This is a genomic window from Humidesulfovibrio idahonensis (assembly GCF_054657715.1).
In genome coordinates this window covers 162,967-183,349 of sequence record NZ_BAAHYE010000002.1, presented here as the reverse complement: position 1 = coordinate 183,349, position 20,383 = coordinate 162,967, and the positions used below count along the sequence as shown (strand labels likewise).

Here is a 20,383-nt window from a genome sequence, read left to right as displayed (position 1 = left end):
CCAGGGACTTGAACACGTCCAGAAACTTCGGGAGCGCCTATTTCCTCAACGGCTGGACGGTGCCGCGCAGGGTCCGGATGGCCTTGAGCGTATCCGCGAAAGCTCCGCGCTTGGGCTCCAGGCTCACGGCCCGGGCGGCCAAGGACTCGGCCTCGGCCAGATTCCTTTTGCGCGTGTAGAGCAGCCAGGCCAGGTTGTTCAGCACTTCCGCGTTGTCCGGCAATTGCTTCATTGCGCCGCGGTATTCATCCTCGGCATCGCTCAGCTTGCCCATGCCGAACAGCACATTGCCCAGATAGAGCTTGGCCACGGGCACCTTGCGCCCGGCCAGACGGTATTCCGCGGCGGCGCGTTCGGGCTCCTTGTCGGCCTCATAGGCCATGCCCAGCTTCAGATGCTCCTCGGCCGAGAGCGGATCGTCGTGCACCACGATCTGCGGCACGGCGCAGCCCGCGCACAGCAGGGCCGCCAGCAGCAGGGCCGCCGCCAGCGAAGTCAGGCGGGCCGCCGCCTTCATTTGCGCTCCCCGCGCCGCGCGGCCGGGCCGGGCTCCACAAAAAGTGTCCAGCGGTCCGAGCCTTCCCAGCCGGACAAAAAGTCTTGCCAGGAGATGCGCTGCGCCTGGTTGCGGCCGGAATTGACCCGCACGCCCTCAGGATCGTAGCCGGTGACGACCATGTAATGGAAGAGATGCACGCCGGTGAACCCGTTGTCCATCATGACCAGCACGGGCCGCCCCGCGTCCACGGAGGCCATGACCTCCGCCGGGGAGCCGCGCAGGAAGCGGGTGTGAAAGCCGCGCCCGCGCGGATACAGGGCCAGGTCCAGGCTCACCGTGCCGCGCAGGTCCTTGCGGAAGATCGCCTTGGCGATGTCCTCCGGGCTGACGGGATCGCCGAGGAAGTTCAGCACCGTGGCCAGGGAGGCCGGGCCGCACTGATACTCCTCCTGCGGGTGGAAGGGCACGGCCTCAAGATAGCGCCGCCCCTGGGGCGCGCTGAAGTCCGGCGGCAGAGGCCGGGCGCAGGCCGCAACGCCCAGGCAAAGCGCCAGCAGGCCGGCAGTGAGAAGCCGGAGGAACGCCCGGCGGGAGGAAGTCGGGAAGACCGCCCCGTGCGCCAGCGAGGCGTCGGAACGGCCTTCCCGTTTCATGCGCGTGTTGAGCAAGGAATCCTGAGCCGTTAGCGGATGGTGATGGTCTTGTCGCTGATCTTGACGATGACCACGACCAAGAGCGCGATGACCAGGATGCCGATGATGAACCCGATGCCGTCGCCGCCGGCGTCAAGGGCGTTCATCTGCGTGGCCAGCTTGTGCAGCTCCGCGTCGGAGACCATGGACAGCTTGGCCGAGATCTCGGCGTCGGTGTAGCCCAGGGCGGAAAGACGGGCCTTGACCGCCTTGTTCTCCAGCACCTTCTGCACGGAGGCGAGGTCCTGGGCGCGCGCCTCGGAAACCATGCTGAGGGACGTGGGCACGAAGGCGGCCTCGGCGCGGGGCGTAAAGGTCACCAGGGTGGACATGGTCAGGATCAGAAAAAGGGCGGTGTTCCGCATCAGGTGTGCGCCAAAGAGCGAGTGCATACGGTTCTCCTGTGGCTGTTGATTCGTGAGGGTTTGCCAAATCTGCGCGCCGCGCCTGGATGCGGAGCACAGCCGTTTCGCGGCGGCCATGTCTCCCTTGCGCTCCATGATCCCTTTGCGCGCCATGCGGCGGCGGCACGCGCAACACAGGCGTGCTGGCGGATTTTTATAGACCTCGAAGCCGGAGTGTCAAGCTTTGGCGCGTGCCCACACAAAATATCGGCGCCGGCGACTCTCGGCGCAGGGCGCTAAAAGCGGCGCGGCCAAGGGGCTGAGACCCGCAGGCCCCCAACTCGCGCATGGACTCTTCCGGTTGGCGCTGGCGAACGTCCGGCGGGGCGGCGTGGGGGGGAAATAAAACTTGGGGGAATCCTTCCGGGAGAGGCCGCCGCCAACGGAGGTCTTGAAAACAAAAGGCCCGGGCAAGCGGCTCGTCCAGGCCTTATGCCCCGGGGAGCATGGGAACGGTCGCCTACTCCGCCTTCTCGAGCTTGCCGCCCTGCAGAACGGTTTGCAGCAGGTGCGGGGTCTTGATGCGCAGCACGCGCCGGCCCGAAGCGGCCGGTCCGCTGGCGCCGCTGGCGTCGATGACGATATGCCCCTGATTGGCCAGACCCTGCAGATACCCCTCCACCGTGCTGGGGCTGCACACAAAGATGTCGGACAGCTGCCGCACGGCAAAGTCGTAATGCAGCTCGGTCTTGCCGTTGGACTCGAACAGGTCGAGCACGCGGACGATGCCCATGGGCACGTTGGGCGCGCGCAGGGCCTTTTGGGTGGTGTTCTTGAGACGGGAGACAAGGACGTTGAGCATGGCCTGTATGGCGGGCGGCGCGGTGGCGATGTAGCCGTCCAGGTCGTCGCTGTTCAGCACCACGACCTTGGAGTCCTCAAGGGCGATGGCGGTGGCGGTGCGGGCGTGGCTGTCGAGGAACAGGGCCATTTCGCCGAACATGGCCACGGGCTGCAGCACGGCGAAGACCTTCTTGCGGCCGTCCACGGAGCCGGAGATCTCCATCTTGCCTTCGGTGAGGATGTAGGCCTCGTCGCCCTTGCTGCCCTCGGTGAAGAGCACGTTGTGCTTGAGCACGGTGCGCTGCAGGAACGAACCTTGGCTCACGCGCTTCATGACCACGGAGCTGTCCCGGCTTCCTGGCAGCGGCATACATTACCTCGTTATGGCGTCTTCGCTGGCGAAGAAGGGTTCGCGGCCGCCCGGCGCGTCGCGGCCCTCGGTGAGGACCAGGCGGTAGCCGAAGGCGATGAACAGGGGCCGCTTGCCCCACGCTTCCGGCCGCAGGGTGAACTCGAAGCCGATGCCCTCGTCCGCGCTGGCCTCGCGCGGGAGGAAGGTCCGCGTGTCCTCGGCTATCACATGGCCGTCCGGGTCGCACAAATAGGCGGTGAAGCCGACGGACTCGACCCACTTGGCCCAGCCGGGCAATTTCTTGGTGTCCAGGTAGGCCCAGCCCTTGATGCCGGCGGCGTCTCCCACGGGCAGCACCTGGTAGTCGAAGCGCATGAAGTTGGTTTGCAGCGAGTGCGGTTCCTCAAGGGACCAGGGGTCGCGCTTCAGGTGGCCCACGGTCATGGGCGGGTGCGCGCAACCGGCAAGAAGCGCCGTCACCAGCAGAAGCACGGCGCATAACGCAGTGGGGAGGCTCTTCCTTTTATTCATGACTACCACTTATCATAATCAAGGGAAGATGCAAATAATTCCTGCAAAGCTAGCCCTGGCCGAGCACGCCCCACTTGCTCCCCAGATCTTGCCAAAGGGCGGCCAGCCCGGCGCGGAACACGGCGTCCATCTGCTCCCGCGTGTGCTTGCCCTCCAGCTTGATCTTGTTGCCCAGCACCTGGCCCGTGGCGGCCGGGCCCTTGGCCTTGGCCAGGCTGGAGTGCTGCACGTGGGCGATGGCCACGTCTCCGGCATAGGCGGCCGGATGCCCGGCCACGGCGCTGCGCAGGTCGCGGTCCAGGTCGTCGAACTGCGTGGGGCTGAAGCGGATGTCGAACCCGCCCAGTTCCGCCAGGACGGACACGCGCAGGGCGTGGCAGCAGCCCGAAACGTGCGTGGCGGGCCGGGCGTAGGTGAAGAGCCCGTAATCCAGCGCGCCCGCGCAGTTGTCGAACACGTTCACGTTCTCCGGCATGTCGCGGAAGGTTCTGGCCTCGCCCGTGGGGGCGAAGAGCTGGTAGTCGGCCGATTGCAGACAGGGCGGCGGCGAGGCCGAGACGATGCGGTAGCCCGCGGCGCCAAGCTCCGGCCGGGCCAGGGCCGCGCCCAGCAGGCGGCGCAGCCAGCGCTCCGGCAGCAGCACGTCGTCGTCCAGAAACACGGCGAACTCGGCCTGGCGCGCCTCGGGCTGGGCCAGCAGCCAGTTGCGCGCGGCGGGCGCGCCGATGTTCACAGGCAGGCGCAGCACGCGCAGGGCTCCGGCCGGGAACAGGGCCGCGCAGGCCTCCATGACCTCGCCGGTCCCATCCGTCGAGCCGTTGTCCAGGGCCAGAATGCGCGCGCCGCCGTAATCCGTGCGCGCCAGGCTCTCCAGGGTCTGCCGGGTGAGCTCGGCCTTGTTCCATGAATAGACGAGGATCACGGCGCTGGCGGTTTCGTCCTGCGCGGCCACGGGCGGCGCAAGCACGAGGTCGTGCAGCTTGAGGCCCAGGTGCGTGTGCCAGGGCATGGCGGCGAAAAGCCCGGCCAGACCGGCGCGCCCGGCCCCGGCGTCGCCCAGGCGCAGCAGCAGCTCGGCCCGCAGATACCCGCCATAGGCGGCGAAAAGACCCGCGGCGTCCACGGCCGCAAGTTCGTCCAGGGCGGCCAGGGCCGCGTCAGGCCCCTCGTACAAAAAGCTGGCCTCCGCCGCCAGGCGCGCGCGCAGGGGCCCAAGCCCCCCGGGCCAGCAGCAGGCGGAAAGCGCCGCCTGGGCCAAATCCGCGCTGCCCAGGCGCAGCAGGCCGTCCCAGGCCGGAGCCAGCCAGGCCAGACCCGTCGCCGCATCGCGCAGGCGCGGCAAGAGCACGCGCACCAGCAGCGCCGTGTCGCCGCAGGCCAAGAGCGCGGCCATGTCGTCCGCATCCGGCCCGCCGCCCTGAGGCGGATGCAGGCGCGGAGCCAGGGCCGCGGCGAACAGCGCCGCCGGTGTTCCGGGCAGGGCATGGGTCAAAAGCTCCGCGCGGGCGGGGTCCAGCGGGGCGCGCTGCCACGACCAAAAGGCCAGGCCCGCGCCGCAGGCGGCCACATCCGCGTCGCCCGCGCCCAGGGCCGCCAGGGACAGATACCGGGCCAGACCGGGCTCCTCCAGCCCCATGGCCCACTGGGGCAAGAGCGGGCGCAGCTTGTCAGCCAGGGCCTGGGGCGCTATGGACAGGGCCGGGAAGCCGGACAGTTGCGGCATGGTTCCTCGCTTGGGCTTGAGGTGGCTGCGGTGGCGCTTCAAGAACGGAGCCACACTAGAATATGTGCCGGCGGATGAAAAGCGCGGAAGGCGCCGGGGGAGACATGACCACGGACAACGAACTGGACACGACGGCGGCGGCGCTTTTGCGCGGCGGGGTGGCCGTGTACCCCACGGAGACGCTGTACGCCCTGGGCTGCGCCGCCCACGAGGCCGAAGCCTGCGCGCGCATCGCCGCACTCAAGGGCCGCCCCGAGGCCAAGCCTTTTCCGCTCATGGTGGCGGATATGGACGGCCTGGCCGCCATCGCCCTGGAGCTGCCGCCGGACCTGCTTCTGCTGGCCGAGCGCTTCTGGCCCGGGCCGCTCTCCGTGCTGGTGCGCACCAAAGAGCACCTGCCGCGCCACGTGCGCGATGCAAGCGGCTTCTCCTCCGTGCGCATCAGCCCGCACGCCACGGCCCGCGAGCTGTGCCGCCGCGCCGGACCGGCGCTGGTGGCCACCAGCGCCAACAAGAGCGGCCGCCCGGCCACGGCCGATCCGCAAGAGCTGGACCCGGACCTGGTGCGCGGGGCCGATGCCGCGCTTCTTTGCCCGCCGCTGCCGCACGGCGGCGCGCCCTCCACGCTCATCCGCCTGCTGGGCGCGGGCCGGGTGAGCGTTCTGCGCGCCGGGGCCGTGCCGCAAGAAATCTTGTCGCAAGTTTTTACAGTAATTTAATACAGTAACGCCATTTCATTCGCCCACCGCCTTCTTTTTCAAGCCGGGGCCAAAACCGCCGTCAGGGCCTTGTAAAAATCCTTGAACCCCCGCAGGGCCTCAATCCGGTATATGCGGGTTCCAAGTATAATTTCTTAAACCATTTTTCAGGGTCCAAGGGCCAAAACCGGGCTGGCGGCGAAACCATGCAAACAAACAACATATTGGTATGATTCATTTTTAATTTTTGTTTCGCGGTTCTTCAAACTTTGGCCCGGCTCTTGCTCTATCCTGTTTATCCTTCCTTCTTTTGCTGAAACCGGCTTCCCTGGGGTGGTCCCACGGGAAGCCGATTTCGTTTCAGGACCCAGCGTTTTTTCTTCGCCCCGCCTCTCCGCCTCGCGTTATCTCAACCATCAAGAATCACACGCTATTGACGAACAGCTTCTGCCGATGCGCGCCCCTTGCGGCTGCGCAGCGGCGTGCTGCGTCCCGGGGCCGAAGCCGTTTTTGCCCGCCTCGGCGCTGCGCCATGCCGCGCTGCGGCGCTTTGCCTGGGTGCAAGGACTTATACCGCCCCGGGAGCGCCCCCACATCCGCGTCGTCGATGTGCCCTCTGGCCCCCTCCTCCTTCGGCCGCCAGCCTCGTCCGCAACGCGCCGCGACACGGAAAAATTCACAAGCGTGGCACACTTTTGTGCTTGTCACTTGCGCTCAAATATCCTACTTCAGAAATGCTCAATGCATCCGCAGCATTCGTGTTTTGTTTCAATCCAAGAGGAAATTACAATGGCCGCAGCCACGCACCCACGCAACCCAAGCCCCACGGTGGATGTCGTCATCCATGTGGCCGGGCGCGGCATTGTGCTGGTGGAGCGCAAGAACCCGCCGCCGGGCTGGGCCTTGCCGGGGGGCTTTGTGGACTACGGCGAGACCTGCGAGAACGCCGCCGTGCGCGAGGCCAAGGAAGAAACCGGCCTCGACGTGGTGCTCACCGGACTGCTCGGCGTCTACTCCGACCCTGCCCGCGACCCGCGCGGCCACACCATGAGCGTGGTCTACACGGCGCAAGCCCTTGATCTGGACAGGCTCGCCGCGGGCGACGACGCCGGCAAAACAGCTCTTTTCGCCCTGGACGCCCTGCCTCCCCTGGCCTTCGACCACGGACGCATCGTGCAGGACTTCATCGCCGGGCTTACGCGGCTGCGTCCCTAGACGCGCCGGGGCTCAGCCTTGCCCGCGCCGGATATTGCTTCCGGGCGGTTTATTCGAGGGAACGCATGGGCATCAAGCCGCTTGTCCTGTTCATGACCTCGGAGATGTACCCCTTCTCCAAGACCGGCGGTCTGGCCGACGTTCTGGGCGCGCTCCCGCTGACCCTGTTCCGCATGGGCGTGAACACCGCCGTTGTCACCCCGCTGTATGGCCGCATCAACACCGCGGGCTTCGGCCTGCGCCTGCTGACCGAGCGCTGCCCCGTGGGCTATCCCTGGGCGCCCATCACCGCGGAGATCTACCAGGCCGACTACTACGGCATGCCCGTGTACTTCGTGGGCCGGGGCGAATACTTCGACCGCCGGAACCTCTACAACACCCACGCGGGCGACTACTTCGACAACTGCGAGCGCTTCAATTTCTTCTGCCGCGCCACGCTGGAATGGGCCCGCAGGCTCGACTGGGCCCCGGCGGTCATCCACGCCCACGACTGGCAAAGCGCCCTGGTGCCCGCCTACCTGCACTTTTGGCGCAGGACAGACCCCTACTGGAAGGACACCAAGACCGTCCTGACCATCCACAACCTGGCCTTCCAGGGCCGCTTCGCCTCGCGCCTGTTCTTCGAGTCCGGCCTGCCGCCGGAGGCCTGGAACATGGACGGGGCCGAGTTCTACGGCGACTTCAATCTGCTCAAGACCGGCATCGCCTACGCCGATTCCGTGACCACGGTAAGCCCGAGCTACGCCGAGGAGATTCTGACGCCGGAGTTCGGCTGCGGGCTTGAGGGGGTGCTGGGCAAGCGCCGCGGCGTGCTGCGCGGCATTTTGAACGGCGCGGACTACTCCGTGTGGGACCCGCAGGACGACAAGTACCTGCCCTGCATCTACAAGCCCGGCTGCGCCGAGGGCAAGCAGGACTGCAAGAACGCGCTCTTGAAGGAAATGCACCTGCCCGACCAGCTGGAGGACAAGCCGGTGCTGAGCTTCATCGGCCGCTTCCGCGGGCAGAAGGGCGTGGATCTTTTGATCGACATCATCCCCAGGCTCATGGAGCAGGAGGTGGGGCTCATCGTGCTGGGCGAGGGCAAGCTGGAGCACGAGGCCCGGCTGCAGGAGCTGGCCGAGGAGCACCACGACCGCCTGCGCGTCCTGGTGGGCTACTCCGAGGACCTGGCGCACCGCATCCAGGCGGGCTCGGACATCTTCCTCATGCCCTCGCGCTACGAGCCCTGCGGGCTCACGCAGATGTACGCCCTGCGCTTCGGCACGCCGCCTGTGGCCACGGCCGTGGGCGGCCTCAAGGACACCATCGTGCCCTACCCGGACCCGCGCGCCACGGGCTTCACCTTCTCGCGCACCGACGCCGAGGGCTTTTACGCCGCCATCTGCCAGGCGCTTGATTTGTGGAGAACGAACAAGAAGTACTGGAAGGGCATGGTGGACCGGGCCATGTCCCAGGACTTCAGCTGGGAGCATTCCGCCGCGCAGTACATCGAACTCTACCGGTCGCTGGGAGCCCGCGTGTAGCTCCCGGAGCACGCGTCAGAATGCACGCCGCCACGCCGAAACCAAGAGGGGGATGCACCGATGCCGCTGACCAAGAAGCTTTCCAAGGACAAGACCGTGTGCAAGGTGGGATTTTCGCTGCCGGCCGAGATCGCAGGCGGAGCGCAAAAGCTCTCCCTGGCCGGGGAGTTCAACGGCTGGAAGCCCGCGCCCATGCGCAAGGCCAAGGGCGTGTTCAGCATGAGCGTCGAGCTGCCCACAGGGGCGAACTACCAGTACCGCTTCGTCACCGAGACGGGCCAGTGGATCAACGACACCGACGCGGACTGCTACGTCTACAGCCCCTTTGCCGGCGCGGACAACTCCGTGGTGGTCCTCTAAAAACTACTGCGCCCGGCCGGAGCGCTGCCGCAGGCCCCACAGGCCCTTGGGCACAGGCAGGCAAAAGCTCTCGTTGGGGAAGTCCGCGCAGAGGATGAGCCCCCCGTTGCTTTCGTCCCAGAACACCTGGTCCAGAAACAGGGCCAGGGCGCGCGCCAGGGGAACGTGGACGTCCTCCACGCTGGAGAACCGGCGCAGCACGGTCAGTGCGGCCTGGCGCACCAGCCGCATGCCCTCGACGGTCAGGGCCAGGTCCTCGTAATCCAGTTCGTGCAGGGTCGCGCCGTCGGTCCCCAGGGCCGCAAGCATGCGCTGCCGGGGAGCAAGGGCTGGGGTGGGGGCATACGGCGTCCGGGCGGACTGGCGTGTCTGGTTCTGCATGGCTGTCACCTCGTTGCGGCCGGTCAGGGCCTGTTCTCGGATTCCATGAAATCTTGCACCATGCGTGCCAGCGGCCAAAACCCCGCTTGCGCAAAGCCCTTTGCCCGCGTTACGGAGAAGGCGGATGCCCCCCGCAACGGGCCAGCGGCCGGTTTCATGACAGGCCTTGCAGTAGCTTGCGGGGCCGCGCAACGGCATCGACACCACGCGATCCGCGCCGTGAACGGCGCCCAACGCCGAAGGAGACCACCATGCCCGACACCTGGCGCACCAGCGGCGTGCTCATGCACCTCACCTCCCTGCCCTCGGCCTGCGGCATTGGCGACCTTGGACCGGAGGCCTTGCGCTTCGGCGAATTCCTGGCCCTGGCCGGGCAAAGCCGCTGGCAAATGCTGCCCCTGGGCCCCACGGCCGCAAGCCTCGGCAGCTCGCCCTACTCCTGCTTCTCCGCCTTCGCGGGCAACACCCTGTGCATCAGCCCGGAGCAGCTCTGCCAAGACGGGCTCATGAGCCGCAAGGAGCTTGCCGCCTGGATCATGCCCGTGCTGGAGCATGTGGACTTTCCCGCCGTTGAGCGCGCCCGCGCCGCAATGCTGCGTCAAATCTTCGACCGCCTCATGCCCGCAACCGCGGCGGGCGGCGCCCTTGAGGACGACGCGGGCTTCGCCGCCTTCCGGGGCGACAACGCCAGCTGGCTGCCGGACTTCGCGCTGTTCATGGCCCTCAAGGACCACTTCGGCGGCGCGGCCTGGACCGGCTGGCCCGAGGACATCCGCGACCGGCGGGAGCCCGCCCTGCGACGATACGGCGAGAGCCTGCACCGCGAAATCACCTTCCACCAGTTCTGCCAGTGGCTGTTCTTCCGCCAGTGGGGCCGGCTCAAGTGGGAGCTCGGCAAGCTCGACGTGGAGCTGGTGGGCGACGTGCCCATCTATGTGACCCACGACTCCGCCGACGTCTGGGCCAACCGGGGCCTGTTCAAGCTGGACCAGGCCGGGCAGCCCGTCTGCGTGGCCGGGGTGCCGCCCGACTACTTCAGCAAGACCGGCCAGCGCTGGGGCAACCCGGTGTACGACTGGGAGGCGGTCAAGGCCACGGGCTTCGCATGGTGGATCAGCCGCCTGCGGCACAACTTCGGGCTTTTCGACGTGGTGCGCCTGGACCACTTCCGGGGCTTTGCCGCGTATTGGGAAATCGACGCGGCAGAGAAGACCGCGGTCAAGGGCCAGTGGACGCCCGCCCCCGGCGCGGCGTTGCTCGCCGCCCTGCGCGAGGCCCACGGCTCGCTGCCGCTCATCGCCGAGGATCTGGGCGTCATCACCCCGGACGTGGTGGCTTTGAAGGAACGCTTCGGGCTGCCGGGCATGAAGATCCTGCAGTTCGCCTTCGGTCCGCACACGCCCACCAGCCCGGACGCGCCGCACAACCACGAGAAGAACTGCGTGGTCTACACCGGCACCCACGACAACAACACTACGCGCGGCTGGTTTGAAGCCGAGACGGACGTCTCCGTGCGCCGGGTGCTGCACCGCTACCTGGGCCGCAAGCCCACGGGCGAGAACATCGTGCGCGAGCTGACCCGCCTGGCCCTGGCAAGCACGGCCCAGCACGCCGTGCTGCCCGCGCAGGACCTGCTGGAGCTGGGCGCGGGCGCGCGCATGAACACTCCGGGCCGGGCCAAGGGCAATTGGACCTGGCGCGTTCCGCAGGACAGCCTGTGCCTGTGCGGCCCCACGGGAAAGACGGGACAGGCTGGCCTGGGCGGCCGCGCCCTGGCCGAGCTGCTGCGCGCCCAGTGCGAGCTGTTTGGCCGCACTCCGGCAGGCGATGCGCAGGACAAGGCCGCGGACACGACGGAAAGCCCCGCGCGGAAGAACGTGGGCGTGGACTGAATCGCCTCGATTTTTTGCCCCGCCCGTGTTGACACGGGCCCGCGCATGTTTATGTAAGCTGTGCAGACAACGCCCCGCGCCTCGTCGCGGGGTTTTTCACGCAAATCGGGGCCGCGTCCCTCCCTCGCCGTCTTCCCGAACAGGGATCCAGGCGCGGGTCGCGGCTTGAAGACAAACTACACCCTTGGAGGAGACACAAGATGAAGTTGAAGCCCCTCAATGACCGTGTTTTGGTGAAACGCCTGGAGTCCGAGGAAGTGACCGCCGGCGGCATCATCATCCCCGACAGCGCGAAAGAGAAGCCCCAGCGCGGCAAGGTCGTGGCCGCTGGCCCCGGCAAGCTCGACGACAAGGGCTCCCTGGTCAAGATGGCCGTCAAGGCCGGCGACATGGTGCTGTTCACCAAGTACGCCGGAACCGAGATCAAGATCGACGGCGAAGAGCACCTGGTCCTGCGCGAGGAAGACATCCTCGCCATTGTCGAGAAGTAAGGCCGGACAATAACGGCGAGAATTTCCGGCGAGAGAGGCGGCGCAAGCCAGGGGCGCAACGCCCGGGCGGGAGCCGCATGGGGCCGACGGCGAAAAGCCGCGCCCAACCCCGACAAAAACGCCAAACGGCATAAATTTCAAGGAGTCCAATCATGGCCAAAGAGATCATTTTCGACGCCAAAGCGCGCGAGAAGCTGAAGATCGGTGTGGACAAGCTGGCCAACGCCGTGAAGGTCACCCTGGGACCCAAGGGCCGCAACGTGGTCATCGACCGCAGCTTCGGCTCCCCGCTCATCACCAAGGACGGCGTCACCGTCGCCAAGGAGATCGAGCTTGAGGACAAGTTCGAGAACATGGGCGCCCAGATGGTCAAGGAAGTCGCTTCCAAGACCTCCGACGTCGCCGGCGACGGCACCACCACCGCCACCATTCTGGCCCAGGGCATCTTCGCCGAGGGCGTGAAGCTTGTGGCCGCCGGCCGCAACCCCATGGCCATCAAGCGCGGCATCGACAAGGCCGTCGAGGCCATTGTCGCCGAGCTGGGCAAAATGACCAAGCCCACCCGCGACCAGAAAGAGATCGCCCAGGTCGGCACCATCTCCGCCAACAACGACGCCACCATCGGCGGCATCATCGCCGAGGCCATGAGCAAGGTCGGCAAAGAGGGCGTCATCACCGTTGAGGAAGCCAAGGGTCTGGAGACCATGCTCGACGTCGTCGAGGGCATGCAGTTCGACCGCGGCTACCTCTCCCCCTACTTCGTCACCAATCCCGAGAAGATGACCTGCGAGATGGCCGATCCGCTGATCCTCATCTGCGAGAAGAAAATCTCCTCCATGAAGGACATGCTGCCCGTTCTTGAGCAGGTGGCCAAGATGAGCAAGCCGCTCGTCATCATCTCCGAGGACATCGAGGGCGAGGCCCTGGCCACCCTGGTGGTGAACAAGCTGCGCGGCACCCTGAACGTCGCCGCCGTCAAGGCGCCCGGCTTCGGCGACCGCCGCAAGGCCATGCTCCAGGACATCGCCATCCTCACCGGCGGCGTCTGCGTGTCCGAGGACATGGGCATCAAGCTCGAGTCCATCACCGTGAACGAGCTGGGCCAGGCCAAGCGCGTCGTCATCGACAAGGAATCCTGCACCATCGTGGACGGCAAGGGCAAAAAGGCCGACATCACCGCCCGCGTGAAGCAGATCCGCGCCGAAGTGGCCGAGACCACCTCCAGCTACGATCAGGAAAAGCTCCAGGAGCGCCTGGCCAAGATCGTGGGCGGCGTCGCCGTCATTCACGTTGGCGCGGCCACCGAGACCGAGATGAAGGAAAAGAAAGCCCGCGTGGAAGACGCCCTGAACGCCACCCGCGCGGCTGTTGAGGAAGGCATCGTGCCCGGCGGCGGCGTGGCCCTGGTCCGCAGCCAGAAGGTGCTTGACGCCGTGAAGGCCCTGGACGACGACGAGCAGGCCGGCATCGACATCATCCGCCGCGCCATCGAAGTGCCCCTGCGCTCCATCTCCGCCAACGCGGGCTTCGAAGGCTCCATCGTGGTCGAGAAGGTCAAGGGCGGCAAGGACGGCTACGGCTTCAACGCCGGCACCGGCGTCTACGAAGACCTCATCAAGGCCGGCGTCATCGATCCCAAGAAGGTGACCCGCATCGCCCTGCAGAACGCCGCTTCCGTGGCGGGCCTGCTTCTGACCACCGAGTGCGCCATCGCCGACAAGCCGGAGCCCAAGGGCGCCGGCGCTCCGGCCATGCCCGGCGGCATGGGCGGCATGGGTGGCATGGGCGGCATGGGCGGCATGTACTAGCCCCCGTTCACCATTCCCGCTTCCACAGAGGCCGGGGTCCGCAAGGGCTCCGGCCTTTTTTTGCGCCCCATGTTGTGCAACAGCCGATAAACATGTATTGTTCATATCCCCCCATTTCCGCGGTTCACCTCCGCACGTCCAATGCTCCGCTCTGAGAGGGCCACCGCCATGATTCTGCAGCGCCATCCTATCGTTCTCGCCAGTTTGGCCTGGTCTATTTTAGTCGCCGCGGCGGCGGGCATCTCCATATACGCCAGCTACGAAAGCACCCTGGCCCAGGCGCGGGTGGCGGCGCGCGTGGCCTTTGAAAAAGACCTCACCTTCCGGCGCTGGAACACCTCGCAGGGGGGCGTGTACGTGCGCGTCAACGAGCGCAACCAGCCCAACCCCTATCTCGATGTGCCGGAGCGCGATCTGGAGACCAAGGACGGCAAGACCCTGACCATGATCAACCCCGCCTACATGTCGCGCCAGATGTATGAACTGCAGAAGCACACAGCCGAGGTGCAGGGGCACATCACCAGCCTGAACCCCATCCGCCCGGACAACCTGGCCGATCCCTGGGAGCATGAGGCCTTGCTGAGCTTTCACGACGGCGTGGACGAGGTCTTCTCGCACGAGCTGATCGACGGGAAGCCCTACCTGCGCATCATGCGGCCCGTGCGCATCGAACGGTACTGCATGCCCTGCCACGCCAAGCAGGGCTACAAGGAGGGCGAGATACGGGGCGGCATCAGCGTCTCCGTGCCGCTGGCAACGCACCTGGGCGAGTTCCACGCCCTGGCGGCCAAAACCACCGGCGGCTACGGCCTCATCTGGGCCATCGGGCTCGTGGGCATCGTCTCCGTGGGCAAAAGGCTTGTGCGCAGCATGGACCAGGAGCGCCAGGCGCGCCAGGCCGCGGAGACGGCCAGCGTGGCCAAAAGCGAATTTCTGGCCAACATGAGCCACGAGATACGCACCCCGCTCAACGGCGTGCTGGGCATGCTGCAACTGCTCAAGGAGGAAAGCACCCCAGAGGAGCAGGCCAGCTTCGTGGACATGGCCTACGACTCCGGCCGCAGGCTTTTGGCCCTGCTGAACGACATCCTCGACTTCTCGCGCATAGAGGCCGGGGAGCTGGTGCTGCAGCGCCAGCCCTTCTGCACGCGCGACCTGCTGAGTTCCGCGACGAACGTTTTCGCCGCCACCTGCGCGGAGCACAAGCTGGCGCTCATCGTCCGCGCCGACGACACCCTGCCGGCCATGCTCGTGGGCGACGAGGCCCGGCTGCGCCAGGTGCTCTTCAACCTTCTGGGCAACGCCATCAAGTTCACCCCCAGCGGCTCGGTGACGCTGGAGGCCTGGGCCCAGCCCCACGGCACGGATTTCGGCAAGGTTCGCCTCTACCTCGTCATCAGCGACACGGGCATCGGCATCGGGGACGAAATGATCGCCCATGTGTTCGAGCGCTTCACCCAGGTGGACGGCTCGTTTACGCGGCGCTACCAGGGGGCGGGGCTCGGGCTGGCCATCGTCAGGCGCCTGGTCGACCTCATGGGCGGCAGCATCACCGTGGTGAGCGAAAAAGGCCAGGGCACCACCTTCTATCTCCAGACGCTGCTCTCCCTGCCGGAGCCCATGCCCTCGGCAAAGCGCTGCGAGCCCGGCACGGCGGCCGCGGACAAGGACAGGCAGCTGCGCGTTCTGCTTGTGGAGGACGAGGAAGTGAGCCGCCTGTCCACCAAGCTGCTTCTGGAGCGCTTCGGCTGCTCCATCACCTGCGCGGGCGACGGAGGAGAGGCGGTGGAGGTCTTTATGCACAGTCCCTTCGACTGCGTGCTCATGGACATTCAGATGCCCGAGATGGACGGCGTCGAGGCCACGCGGCGCATCCGCGCCTTCGAGGAATCGCGGGGGCAGAAGCCCACGCCCATCATCGCCCTTACGGCCTATGCCATGCCCGGCGACCGCGAGCGTTTTCTCCGCGCCGGCATGGACGACCATGTGACCAAGCCCGTGCAGATGGATGAGCTGAAGCAGTCCATGCGCCGCGTAGTGCCCGCGTGCAGGCGCGAGGAAGGCCCGGATGACGGCGCAGCGGACGACGGGCGGGCCTGAGGCGTGAGATTGCCGAGAAGCTCGTGAGGAAGAAACAGGCCAGGACAGCGGAGAATGTCCGTGTCCTGCGAATTGAGGGAGGCGGCTTGAGCGGTCAGCGCGCGGGCAGGCCGGTGCGGTCCCAGAAGAGCTCGCCCTTTTCGTTGATGGAGAGGATGACGTACAGCGGCGTGGCCAGCATGCGCGCCCGGTTCACCGGGCCGAAGCTGCGCGAGTCGAATGAGGCGTGGCGGTTGTCGCCCATGACGTAGTATTCGTCCGGCGCAAGGCGCGCGGGCGGCATGTCCAGGCTCTTGAACCCCGGCTCGCGCGAGGCGTAGTAGCCTTCCTCGATGGGGTCGCCGTTGACGTAGACCAGGCCGTCGGCCACCTCCACCACCTCGCCCGGCAGCCCCACCACGCGTTTGACGAAGATGAGCGAATGCTCGGACGGGTACTGGAACACCACCAGCTGCCCGCGGCGGATGATGTCGCGCGGGGCCAGCGACTTGCAGCGCAGGCGGTCGCCGGAGCGCAGGGTGGGCCGCATGGAGGTCTGGGCCACGGTGTAGATGGGAAAGGAGCCGTGCTCGGCCTGGCCCGCCACCGCGGAGGCCGTGGTCATGGCCGCGATGATGCCGAGGTAGACGGGCAGGGTGTTGTACCGGCCCAGGCGGTACTCGTCCAGGCCGCGCGCCACGCGGTACGCGTCCCAGGCCGTGTAGAGCGAAAGCAGCAGGTACCCCGCCAGGGACGAAAGCCACCAGCGGAAGGCCTCGGCGGCGCCGATGCCCAGCAGCTGCCACGCGGCGGCGATGCCCAGGAGCGTGAAGCCCCTGCGGAAGCGGCCGTTGTACACCTGACCAAGCCCCGGCCACAAAAAGGACAGCAGCGCCGCCAGCCAGGGCTTGCGCGGGCTGGGAGGAACACTTGGGGAAGCTCCGGACTGGCCGGGTCTTCTGGGCAGGACGTTCAGGTGCATGCTCGCGCCTCTTCTACTTTCTCTGCATCACTCTAACAGAGGACGCGGCGGCTGGCAAAGGGTTGCGCCCGCCCGCCGGAAGCGGACAAAACGCGCTCCCGCCCTTGACACCGGCCGGGCCTTTGGCCCACACTCCGCCCGCTCCGCCAGCGGCAGGCGAAATGCCCGGCCGGCGCGGAAAAAGGACACACACATGCGCGTGCTCGGCATTGATTACGGCCAAGTGCGGGTCGGCATAGCCATAACGGACCCGGAGGGACGCATGGCTTTTCCGCGCCCGGCCATTGTGCGCACCACCCGCGACGCCCTGTTCGCCTCCCTCGTGGCGCTCATCAAGGCCGAGGGCGCGGAGGCCGTCGTGGTGGGCCTGCCCTTGACTCTGGACGGCGAGGATTCCCTCACCACCCGCCAGGTTCGGAACTTTGCCGAAAGCCTGGCCCGGCGCACCACCGCGCCGGTGCATCTTATGGACGAGCGGCTCAGCTCCGCCGCGGCGCAAGCCCAACTCAAGGAGGCCGGTCTGTGCAGCCGGAAGATGAAAAGCCGGCTGGACAGCCAGGCGGCAGTGCAGATCCTGGAAACCTGGATCAGCCAAAATCCCGTGTAAAGCCCCTGCTGTGGACCCTGGCGGGCTTCGCCGTCACCGTCGCGGCGGCCATCGCCTTTGCGCTCATCTATTTTCTTGGCCCGCTGGAGACGCCGGGCCGGGAAGTCGTCGTGCTCATACGCCCCGGCATGACCATGCCCGCCATTGCGCGCGAGCTGGAGGACGAGGGCATCATCCGCAACGCCCAGGTCTTCATGCTGCTGGCCAAGCTGCGCGGGCACCAGGGCCTGGCCAAGGCGGGCGAGTTCCTGCTCAACTCCGGCTGGGCCCCGCAGGAGATCCTGCGCGTCATCACCACCACCAACGGCATCCAGCACCGCGTGGTTGTGCGCGAGGGCCTGCCCTGGTGGGGCGCGGCCAAGCTCTTCGAGGCCGAGAACCTCTCGAACCAGACCGACTTCGAGCAGGCCATGCACAACGCCACCCTGCTCCAAAAATACGGCGTCCCGGCGGACAGCGCCGAGGGCTTCCTGTTCCCCGAGACCTACCAGCTGCCGCGCGTGCTGGCCGAAAGCGGCACCGCCGTGGTCGAGGCCATGCTCAAGGAGTTCGACCGCACGGCGAAAAAGCTGTGGCCCCAGGGCCCGCCGCCGCCCGCCGAGCTGCTGCGCATCGTCACCCTGGCCTCTCTTGTGGAGCGCGAGACCGGCACCCCGGAAGAACGCCCGCGCATCGCCGGAGTCTTCATGAACCGCCTGCGCCAGGGCATGCGCCTGCAGTGCGACCCCACCACCATCTACGGCCTGGGGCCGAGCTTTGACGGCAACCTGAAGCGCGCGCACCTCGAGGACGCGGACAACCCGTACAACACCTACGCCCACGCGGGCCTGCCGCCAGGCCCCATCTGCTCGCCCGGCCTGGCCTCGCTCAAGGCGGCCATGAACCCGGAGGCCAACGAGTACATCTACTTCGTGGCCAAGGGCGACGGCTCGCACGAGTTCAGCAAGACCCTGGACGAGCACAACCGCGCCGTGAACTTCTACCAGCGCCACCGCGCGGACAACTACCGCTCCGCGCCCGGGGCGCAACCTGCTGCGGCTGCGATGGCCGCCGTTCCACCGGCCACAGTTCCACCAGTCACAGTCCCGCCGACCGCCAAGCCGGCGGAGGCCAAAGCGGCGGAGACCAAGCCCGCCGCCAAGCCCGAGACCAAAACAAAGCAGGCGCAGGACAAAAAAGCCAAGGGCAAAACGGTCGCGAAAAGCGCAGCAAAATCCAAATCCGCGGCCAAGACCAAGGGCAAGCCCACGGCCAAGTCCACGGCGAAAGCCAAGGAGGCCGCCAAGCCCTAGCAGCTTGTCCAGCCTTGACACCTGCGCGCCCCTGGGGCATTTTTCGGTCTACTGTGACATACCCCCCGGAGGCAGCATGGCCGAGCGCAACATCTACCTTTCCACCATCGAACCGGCGGAGGCAGTGCGCCGGGCCAAAGACGCCCTCACCCGCGCAAGCCTCATCAAGCCGGAGCTTGTTCCCGCCCACGAAGCCCTGGGCCGCGTAACCTGCGCGCCCATCTTCGCGCGGTGCTCCTCGCCCACCTTCCACGCCGCGGCCATGGACGGCATCGCCGTCTCCTCCACCGCCACCTTCGCCGCTCGCGAGGGCAGCCCCGTGACCCTGCGCAAGGGCCCGGGCTACCGCCCCGTGAACACCGGCCACCCACTGCCAGAGGGCATGGACGCCGTGGTCATGATCGAACACGTGGAGCAGGTGGACGACAATACCGTCCGCATCGAGGCCCCGGCCTTTCCCTGGCAGCACGTGCGCCGCATCGGCGAAGACATCGTTGCCACGGAGCTTTTGCTGCCGCAGAACCACACCCTTTCAGCCTACGACATCGGCGCGCTATTGGCCGCGGGCATCTTCGAGCTCAGCGTGTGGGAGCGCGTGCGCCTGACCTTCATTCCCACCGGCGACGAGGTGCTGGACTTCACCACCCGGCCCACGCCGGCGCCCGGCCAGGTCATCGAGTCCAACTCGCAGGTGTTCCGGGCCATCGCTTCCGGCTGGGGGGCCCTGCCCACCTGGACCGCGCCGGTGCCCGACCAGCCCGAGGCCCTCAAGGCCGCCGTGGCCGCAGCCCTGGCCGATGGCGCGCACATCGTCGTGGTGGGCGCGGGGTCCTCGGCAGGCAGCAAGGACTTCACCCACGCCACCTTCGAGAACTTCGGCGAACTCATCTGCCACGGCATCGCGGTCATGCCGGGCAAACCCACCCTGCTCGGCGTCACGCGCGGGCTTTTCGAGGGCCGCCTGCTGGTGGGCGCGCCGGGCTATCCGGTCAGCGCCGTGGTCTGCCTGGAGGATGTTCTGGAGCCCATAGTGCGCTGGCTCGGCAGGCAGGCCCTGCCCGGCAGGCGGACCATAACCGCCCGGCTGGCGCGCAAGACCCCCAGCCGCCCCGGCATGGAGGAGATCATCCGCCTGGCCGTGGGCAAGGTGGGCGGCGGCTTCATGGCCGCGCCCCTGGCGCGCGGGGCCGGGCTCATCACGAGCCTGACCAAGGCCCAGGCGATCATGCGCATTCCCGCCCAGAGCGAGGGGCTGGCCCAGGATGAAATGATCGAGGCCGAGCTACTGGTGCCCCTGGCCGGGCTCGATGCCGTGCTCATGCACATCGGCAGCCACGACAACATCCTAGACCTGCTGGCCAACGAGCTCATGGGCCTTGGCGAGCCGCTCTCGCTTGTGTCGAGCCACGTGGGCAGCATGGGCGGGCTCACGGCGCTCAAGAACGGCGCGGCGCTGTTCGCGGGCTGCCATCTCTTCGACCCGGCCACGGGCGACTTCAACTTCCCCTTTTTGCAAAAGCACCTGCCAGGGCTGGACCTCACGGTCATCAACCTCGCCATCCGCCACCAGGGGCTCATGGTGCAAAAGGGCAACCCCAAGCGCATCACGGGCGTGGCCGACCTGACCCGGCCCGAGGTCAGCTTCATCAACCGCCAGCGCGGCGCGGGCACGCGCATACTGCTCGACCACCACCTGACCCAGGCGGGCATAGCGCCCGGCGCGGTGCTGGGCTACGACCGCGAGGAATACACGCACATGGCCGTGGCCGTGAACGTGCTCACCGGCGCGGCCGACTGCGGGCTGGGCATCTTCGCCGCGGCCAAGGCCCTGGATTTGGACTTTGTGCCCCTGGCGCGGGAACGCTACGACCTCATCCTGCCCACGGCCTTCCTTGCCGATCCGCGCATCAAGACCCTGCGCGAGGTCATCGGGCAGGAGGGCTTCCAGGAGCGCATGCGCGGCCTTGGCGGCTACGACACGCCGCTCACCGGGCAGATCATGCGGCCGGGCATGGGGCTGGGGGAGTAGCATCCGGCAAAGACTCAGCGAACGAGCAACAAAAAAACG

19 protein-coding genes are annotated in these 20,383 nt (G+C 67.2%); 11 read left to right on the top strand and 8 right to left on the bottom strand.

Annotation, left to right across the window (positions count from 1 at the left end):
* Positions 1 to 37 precede the first annotated feature (37 nt).
* From ACYQ4W_RS01100 to ACYQ4W_RS01075, 6 genes are all read right to left on the bottom strand, one after another.
* On the bottom strand, positions 38 to 517 hold the full coding sequence (locus ACYQ4W_RS01100; RefSeq protein WP_459851862.1) for a tetratricopeptide repeat protein: 480 nt from the start codon (positions 515 to 517) through the stop codon (positions 38 to 40).
* Positions 514 to 1,152 (bottom strand): C39 family peptidase, encoded by a 639-nt coding sequence (locus ACYQ4W_RS01095; RefSeq protein ID WP_459851860.1) that lies wholly within the window; start codon positions 1,150 to 1,152, stop codon positions 514 to 516. Before ACYQ4W_RS01095 ends, ACYQ4W_RS01100 begins: the two co-directional genes overlap by 4 nt.
* A gap of 29 nt (positions 1,153 to 1,181) precedes the next feature.
* Complete coding sequence (locus ACYQ4W_RS01090; protein WP_459851858.1) at positions 1,182 to 1,583, bottom strand: PA2779 family protein; 402 nt, start codon at positions 1,581 to 1,583, stop codon at positions 1,182 to 1,184.
* Positions 1,584 to 2,055: 472 nt separating this feature from the next.
* Positions 2,056 to 2,748 carry a cyclic nucleotide-binding domain-containing protein gene (locus ACYQ4W_RS01085; RefSeq protein WP_459851856.1) on the bottom strand — a complete coding sequence of 231 codons (693 nt, stop codon included), beginning with the start codon at positions 2,746 to 2,748 and terminating at the stop codon, positions 2,056 to 2,058.
* A 3-nt stretch (positions 2,749 to 2,751) separates the two neighbouring features.
* Positions 2,752 to 3,261, bottom strand: a complete 510-nt coding sequence (locus tag ACYQ4W_RS01080) for a hypothetical protein (RefSeq protein WP_459851854.1) — start codon at positions 3,259 to 3,261, stop codon at positions 2,752 to 2,754.
* A 49-nt stretch (positions 3,262 to 3,310) separates the two neighbouring features.
* Positions 3,311 to 4,984, bottom strand: coding sequence for a glycosyltransferase family 2 protein (locus ACYQ4W_RS01075; protein WP_459851852.1), 1,674 nt, complete (start codon positions 4,982 to 4,984; stop codon positions 3,311 to 3,313).
* A 104-nt stretch (positions 4,985 to 5,088) separates the two neighbouring features.
* Here ACYQ4W_RS01075 and ACYQ4W_RS01070 point away from each other — a divergent pair, with 104 nt between their 5' ends.
* From ACYQ4W_RS01070 to ACYQ4W_RS01055, 4 genes are all read left to right on the top strand, one after another.
* Positions 5,089 to 5,703, top strand: a complete 615-nt coding sequence (locus tag ACYQ4W_RS01070) for an L-threonylcarbamoyladenylate synthase (protein ID WP_459851850.1) — start codon at positions 5,089 to 5,091, stop codon at positions 5,701 to 5,703.
* 768 nt (positions 5,704 to 6,471) lie between these two features.
* Entirely contained in the window at positions 6,472 to 6,897 is a 426-nt protein-coding gene (locus ACYQ4W_RS01065) for an NUDIX domain-containing protein (RefSeq protein ID WP_459851848.1), read from the top strand.
* Positions 6,898 to 6,968: 71 nt separating this feature from the next.
* Positions 6,969 to 8,423: a glycogen synthase GlgA gene (glgA, locus tag ACYQ4W_RS01060; RefSeq protein ID WP_459854413.1), complete on the top strand. Its 1,455-nt coding sequence runs from the start codon at positions 6,969 to 6,971 to the stop codon at positions 8,421 to 8,423.
* Between the two features lie 60 nt (positions 8,424 to 8,483).
* Complete coding sequence (locus tag ACYQ4W_RS01055) at positions 8,484 to 8,783, top strand: isoamylase early set domain-containing protein (RefSeq protein ID WP_459851846.1); 300 nt, start codon at positions 8,484 to 8,486, stop codon at positions 8,781 to 8,783.
* Between the two features lie 3 nt (positions 8,784 to 8,786).
* Here ACYQ4W_RS01055 and ACYQ4W_RS01050 read toward each other — a convergent pair whose 3' ends face one another.
* Positions 8,787 to 9,164 (bottom strand): hypothetical protein, encoded by a 378-nt coding sequence (locus tag ACYQ4W_RS01050; protein WP_459851844.1) that lies wholly within the window; start codon positions 9,162 to 9,164, stop codon positions 8,787 to 8,789.
* A gap of 251 nt (positions 9,165 to 9,415) precedes the next feature.
* Here ACYQ4W_RS01050 and malQ point away from each other — a divergent pair, with 251 nt between their 5' ends.
* The 4 genes from malQ (at position 9,416) to ACYQ4W_RS01030 (ending at position 15,455) form a co-directional block, all read left to right on the top strand.
* Complete coding sequence (malQ, locus tag ACYQ4W_RS01045; protein ID WP_459851842.1) at positions 9,416 to 11,056, top strand: 4-alpha-glucanotransferase; 1,641 nt, start codon at positions 9,416 to 9,418, stop codon at positions 11,054 to 11,056.
* Positions 11,057 to 11,256: 200 nt separating this feature from the next.
* Positions 11,257 to 11,547 carry a co-chaperone GroES gene (groES, locus tag ACYQ4W_RS01040; protein WP_459851840.1) on the top strand — a complete coding sequence of 97 codons (291 nt, stop codon included), beginning with the start codon at positions 11,257 to 11,259 and terminating at the stop codon, positions 11,545 to 11,547.
* A gap of 149 nt (positions 11,548 to 11,696) precedes the next feature.
* Entirely contained in the window at positions 11,697 to 13,355 is a 1,659-nt protein-coding gene (gene groL, locus ACYQ4W_RS01035; protein WP_459854411.1) for a chaperonin GroEL, read from the top strand.
* A 168-nt stretch (positions 13,356 to 13,523) separates the two neighbouring features.
* Positions 13,524 to 15,455: a hybrid sensor histidine kinase/response regulator gene (locus ACYQ4W_RS01030; RefSeq protein WP_459851838.1), complete on the top strand. Its 1,932-nt coding sequence runs from the start codon at positions 13,524 to 13,526 to the stop codon at positions 15,453 to 15,455.
* Positions 15,456 to 15,549: 94 nt separating this feature from the next.
* On the opposite strand, the gene lepB is transcribed toward ACYQ4W_RS01030, so the two are convergent.
* A complete protein-coding gene (lepB, locus tag ACYQ4W_RS01025; protein WP_459851836.1) occupies positions 15,550 to 16,416 on the bottom strand; it encodes a signal peptidase I in 867 nt (288 codons plus the stop codon).
* A 193-nt stretch (positions 16,417 to 16,609) separates the two neighbouring features.
* On the opposite strand from lepB, the gene ruvX reads away from it, so the two are divergent.
* From ruvX to ACYQ4W_RS01010, 3 genes are all read left to right on the top strand, one after another.
* Positions 16,610 to 17,023, top strand: a complete 414-nt coding sequence (gene ruvX / locus ACYQ4W_RS01020; RefSeq protein WP_459851834.1) for a Holliday junction resolvase RuvX — start codon at positions 16,610 to 16,612, stop codon at positions 17,021 to 17,023.
* Entirely contained in the window at positions 16,939 to 18,315 is a 1,377-nt protein-coding gene (gene mltG, locus ACYQ4W_RS01015; protein ID WP_459851832.1) for an endolytic transglycosylase MltG, read from the top strand. Before ruvX ends, mltG begins: the two co-directional genes overlap by 85 nt.
* Positions 18,316 to 18,391: 76 nt before the next feature.
* On the top strand, positions 18,392 to 20,344 hold the full coding sequence (locus ACYQ4W_RS01010) for a molybdopterin biosynthesis protein (RefSeq protein WP_459851830.1): 1,953 nt from the start codon (positions 18,392 to 18,394) through the stop codon (positions 20,342 to 20,344).
* Positions 20,345 to 20,383 lie beyond the last annotated feature (39 nt).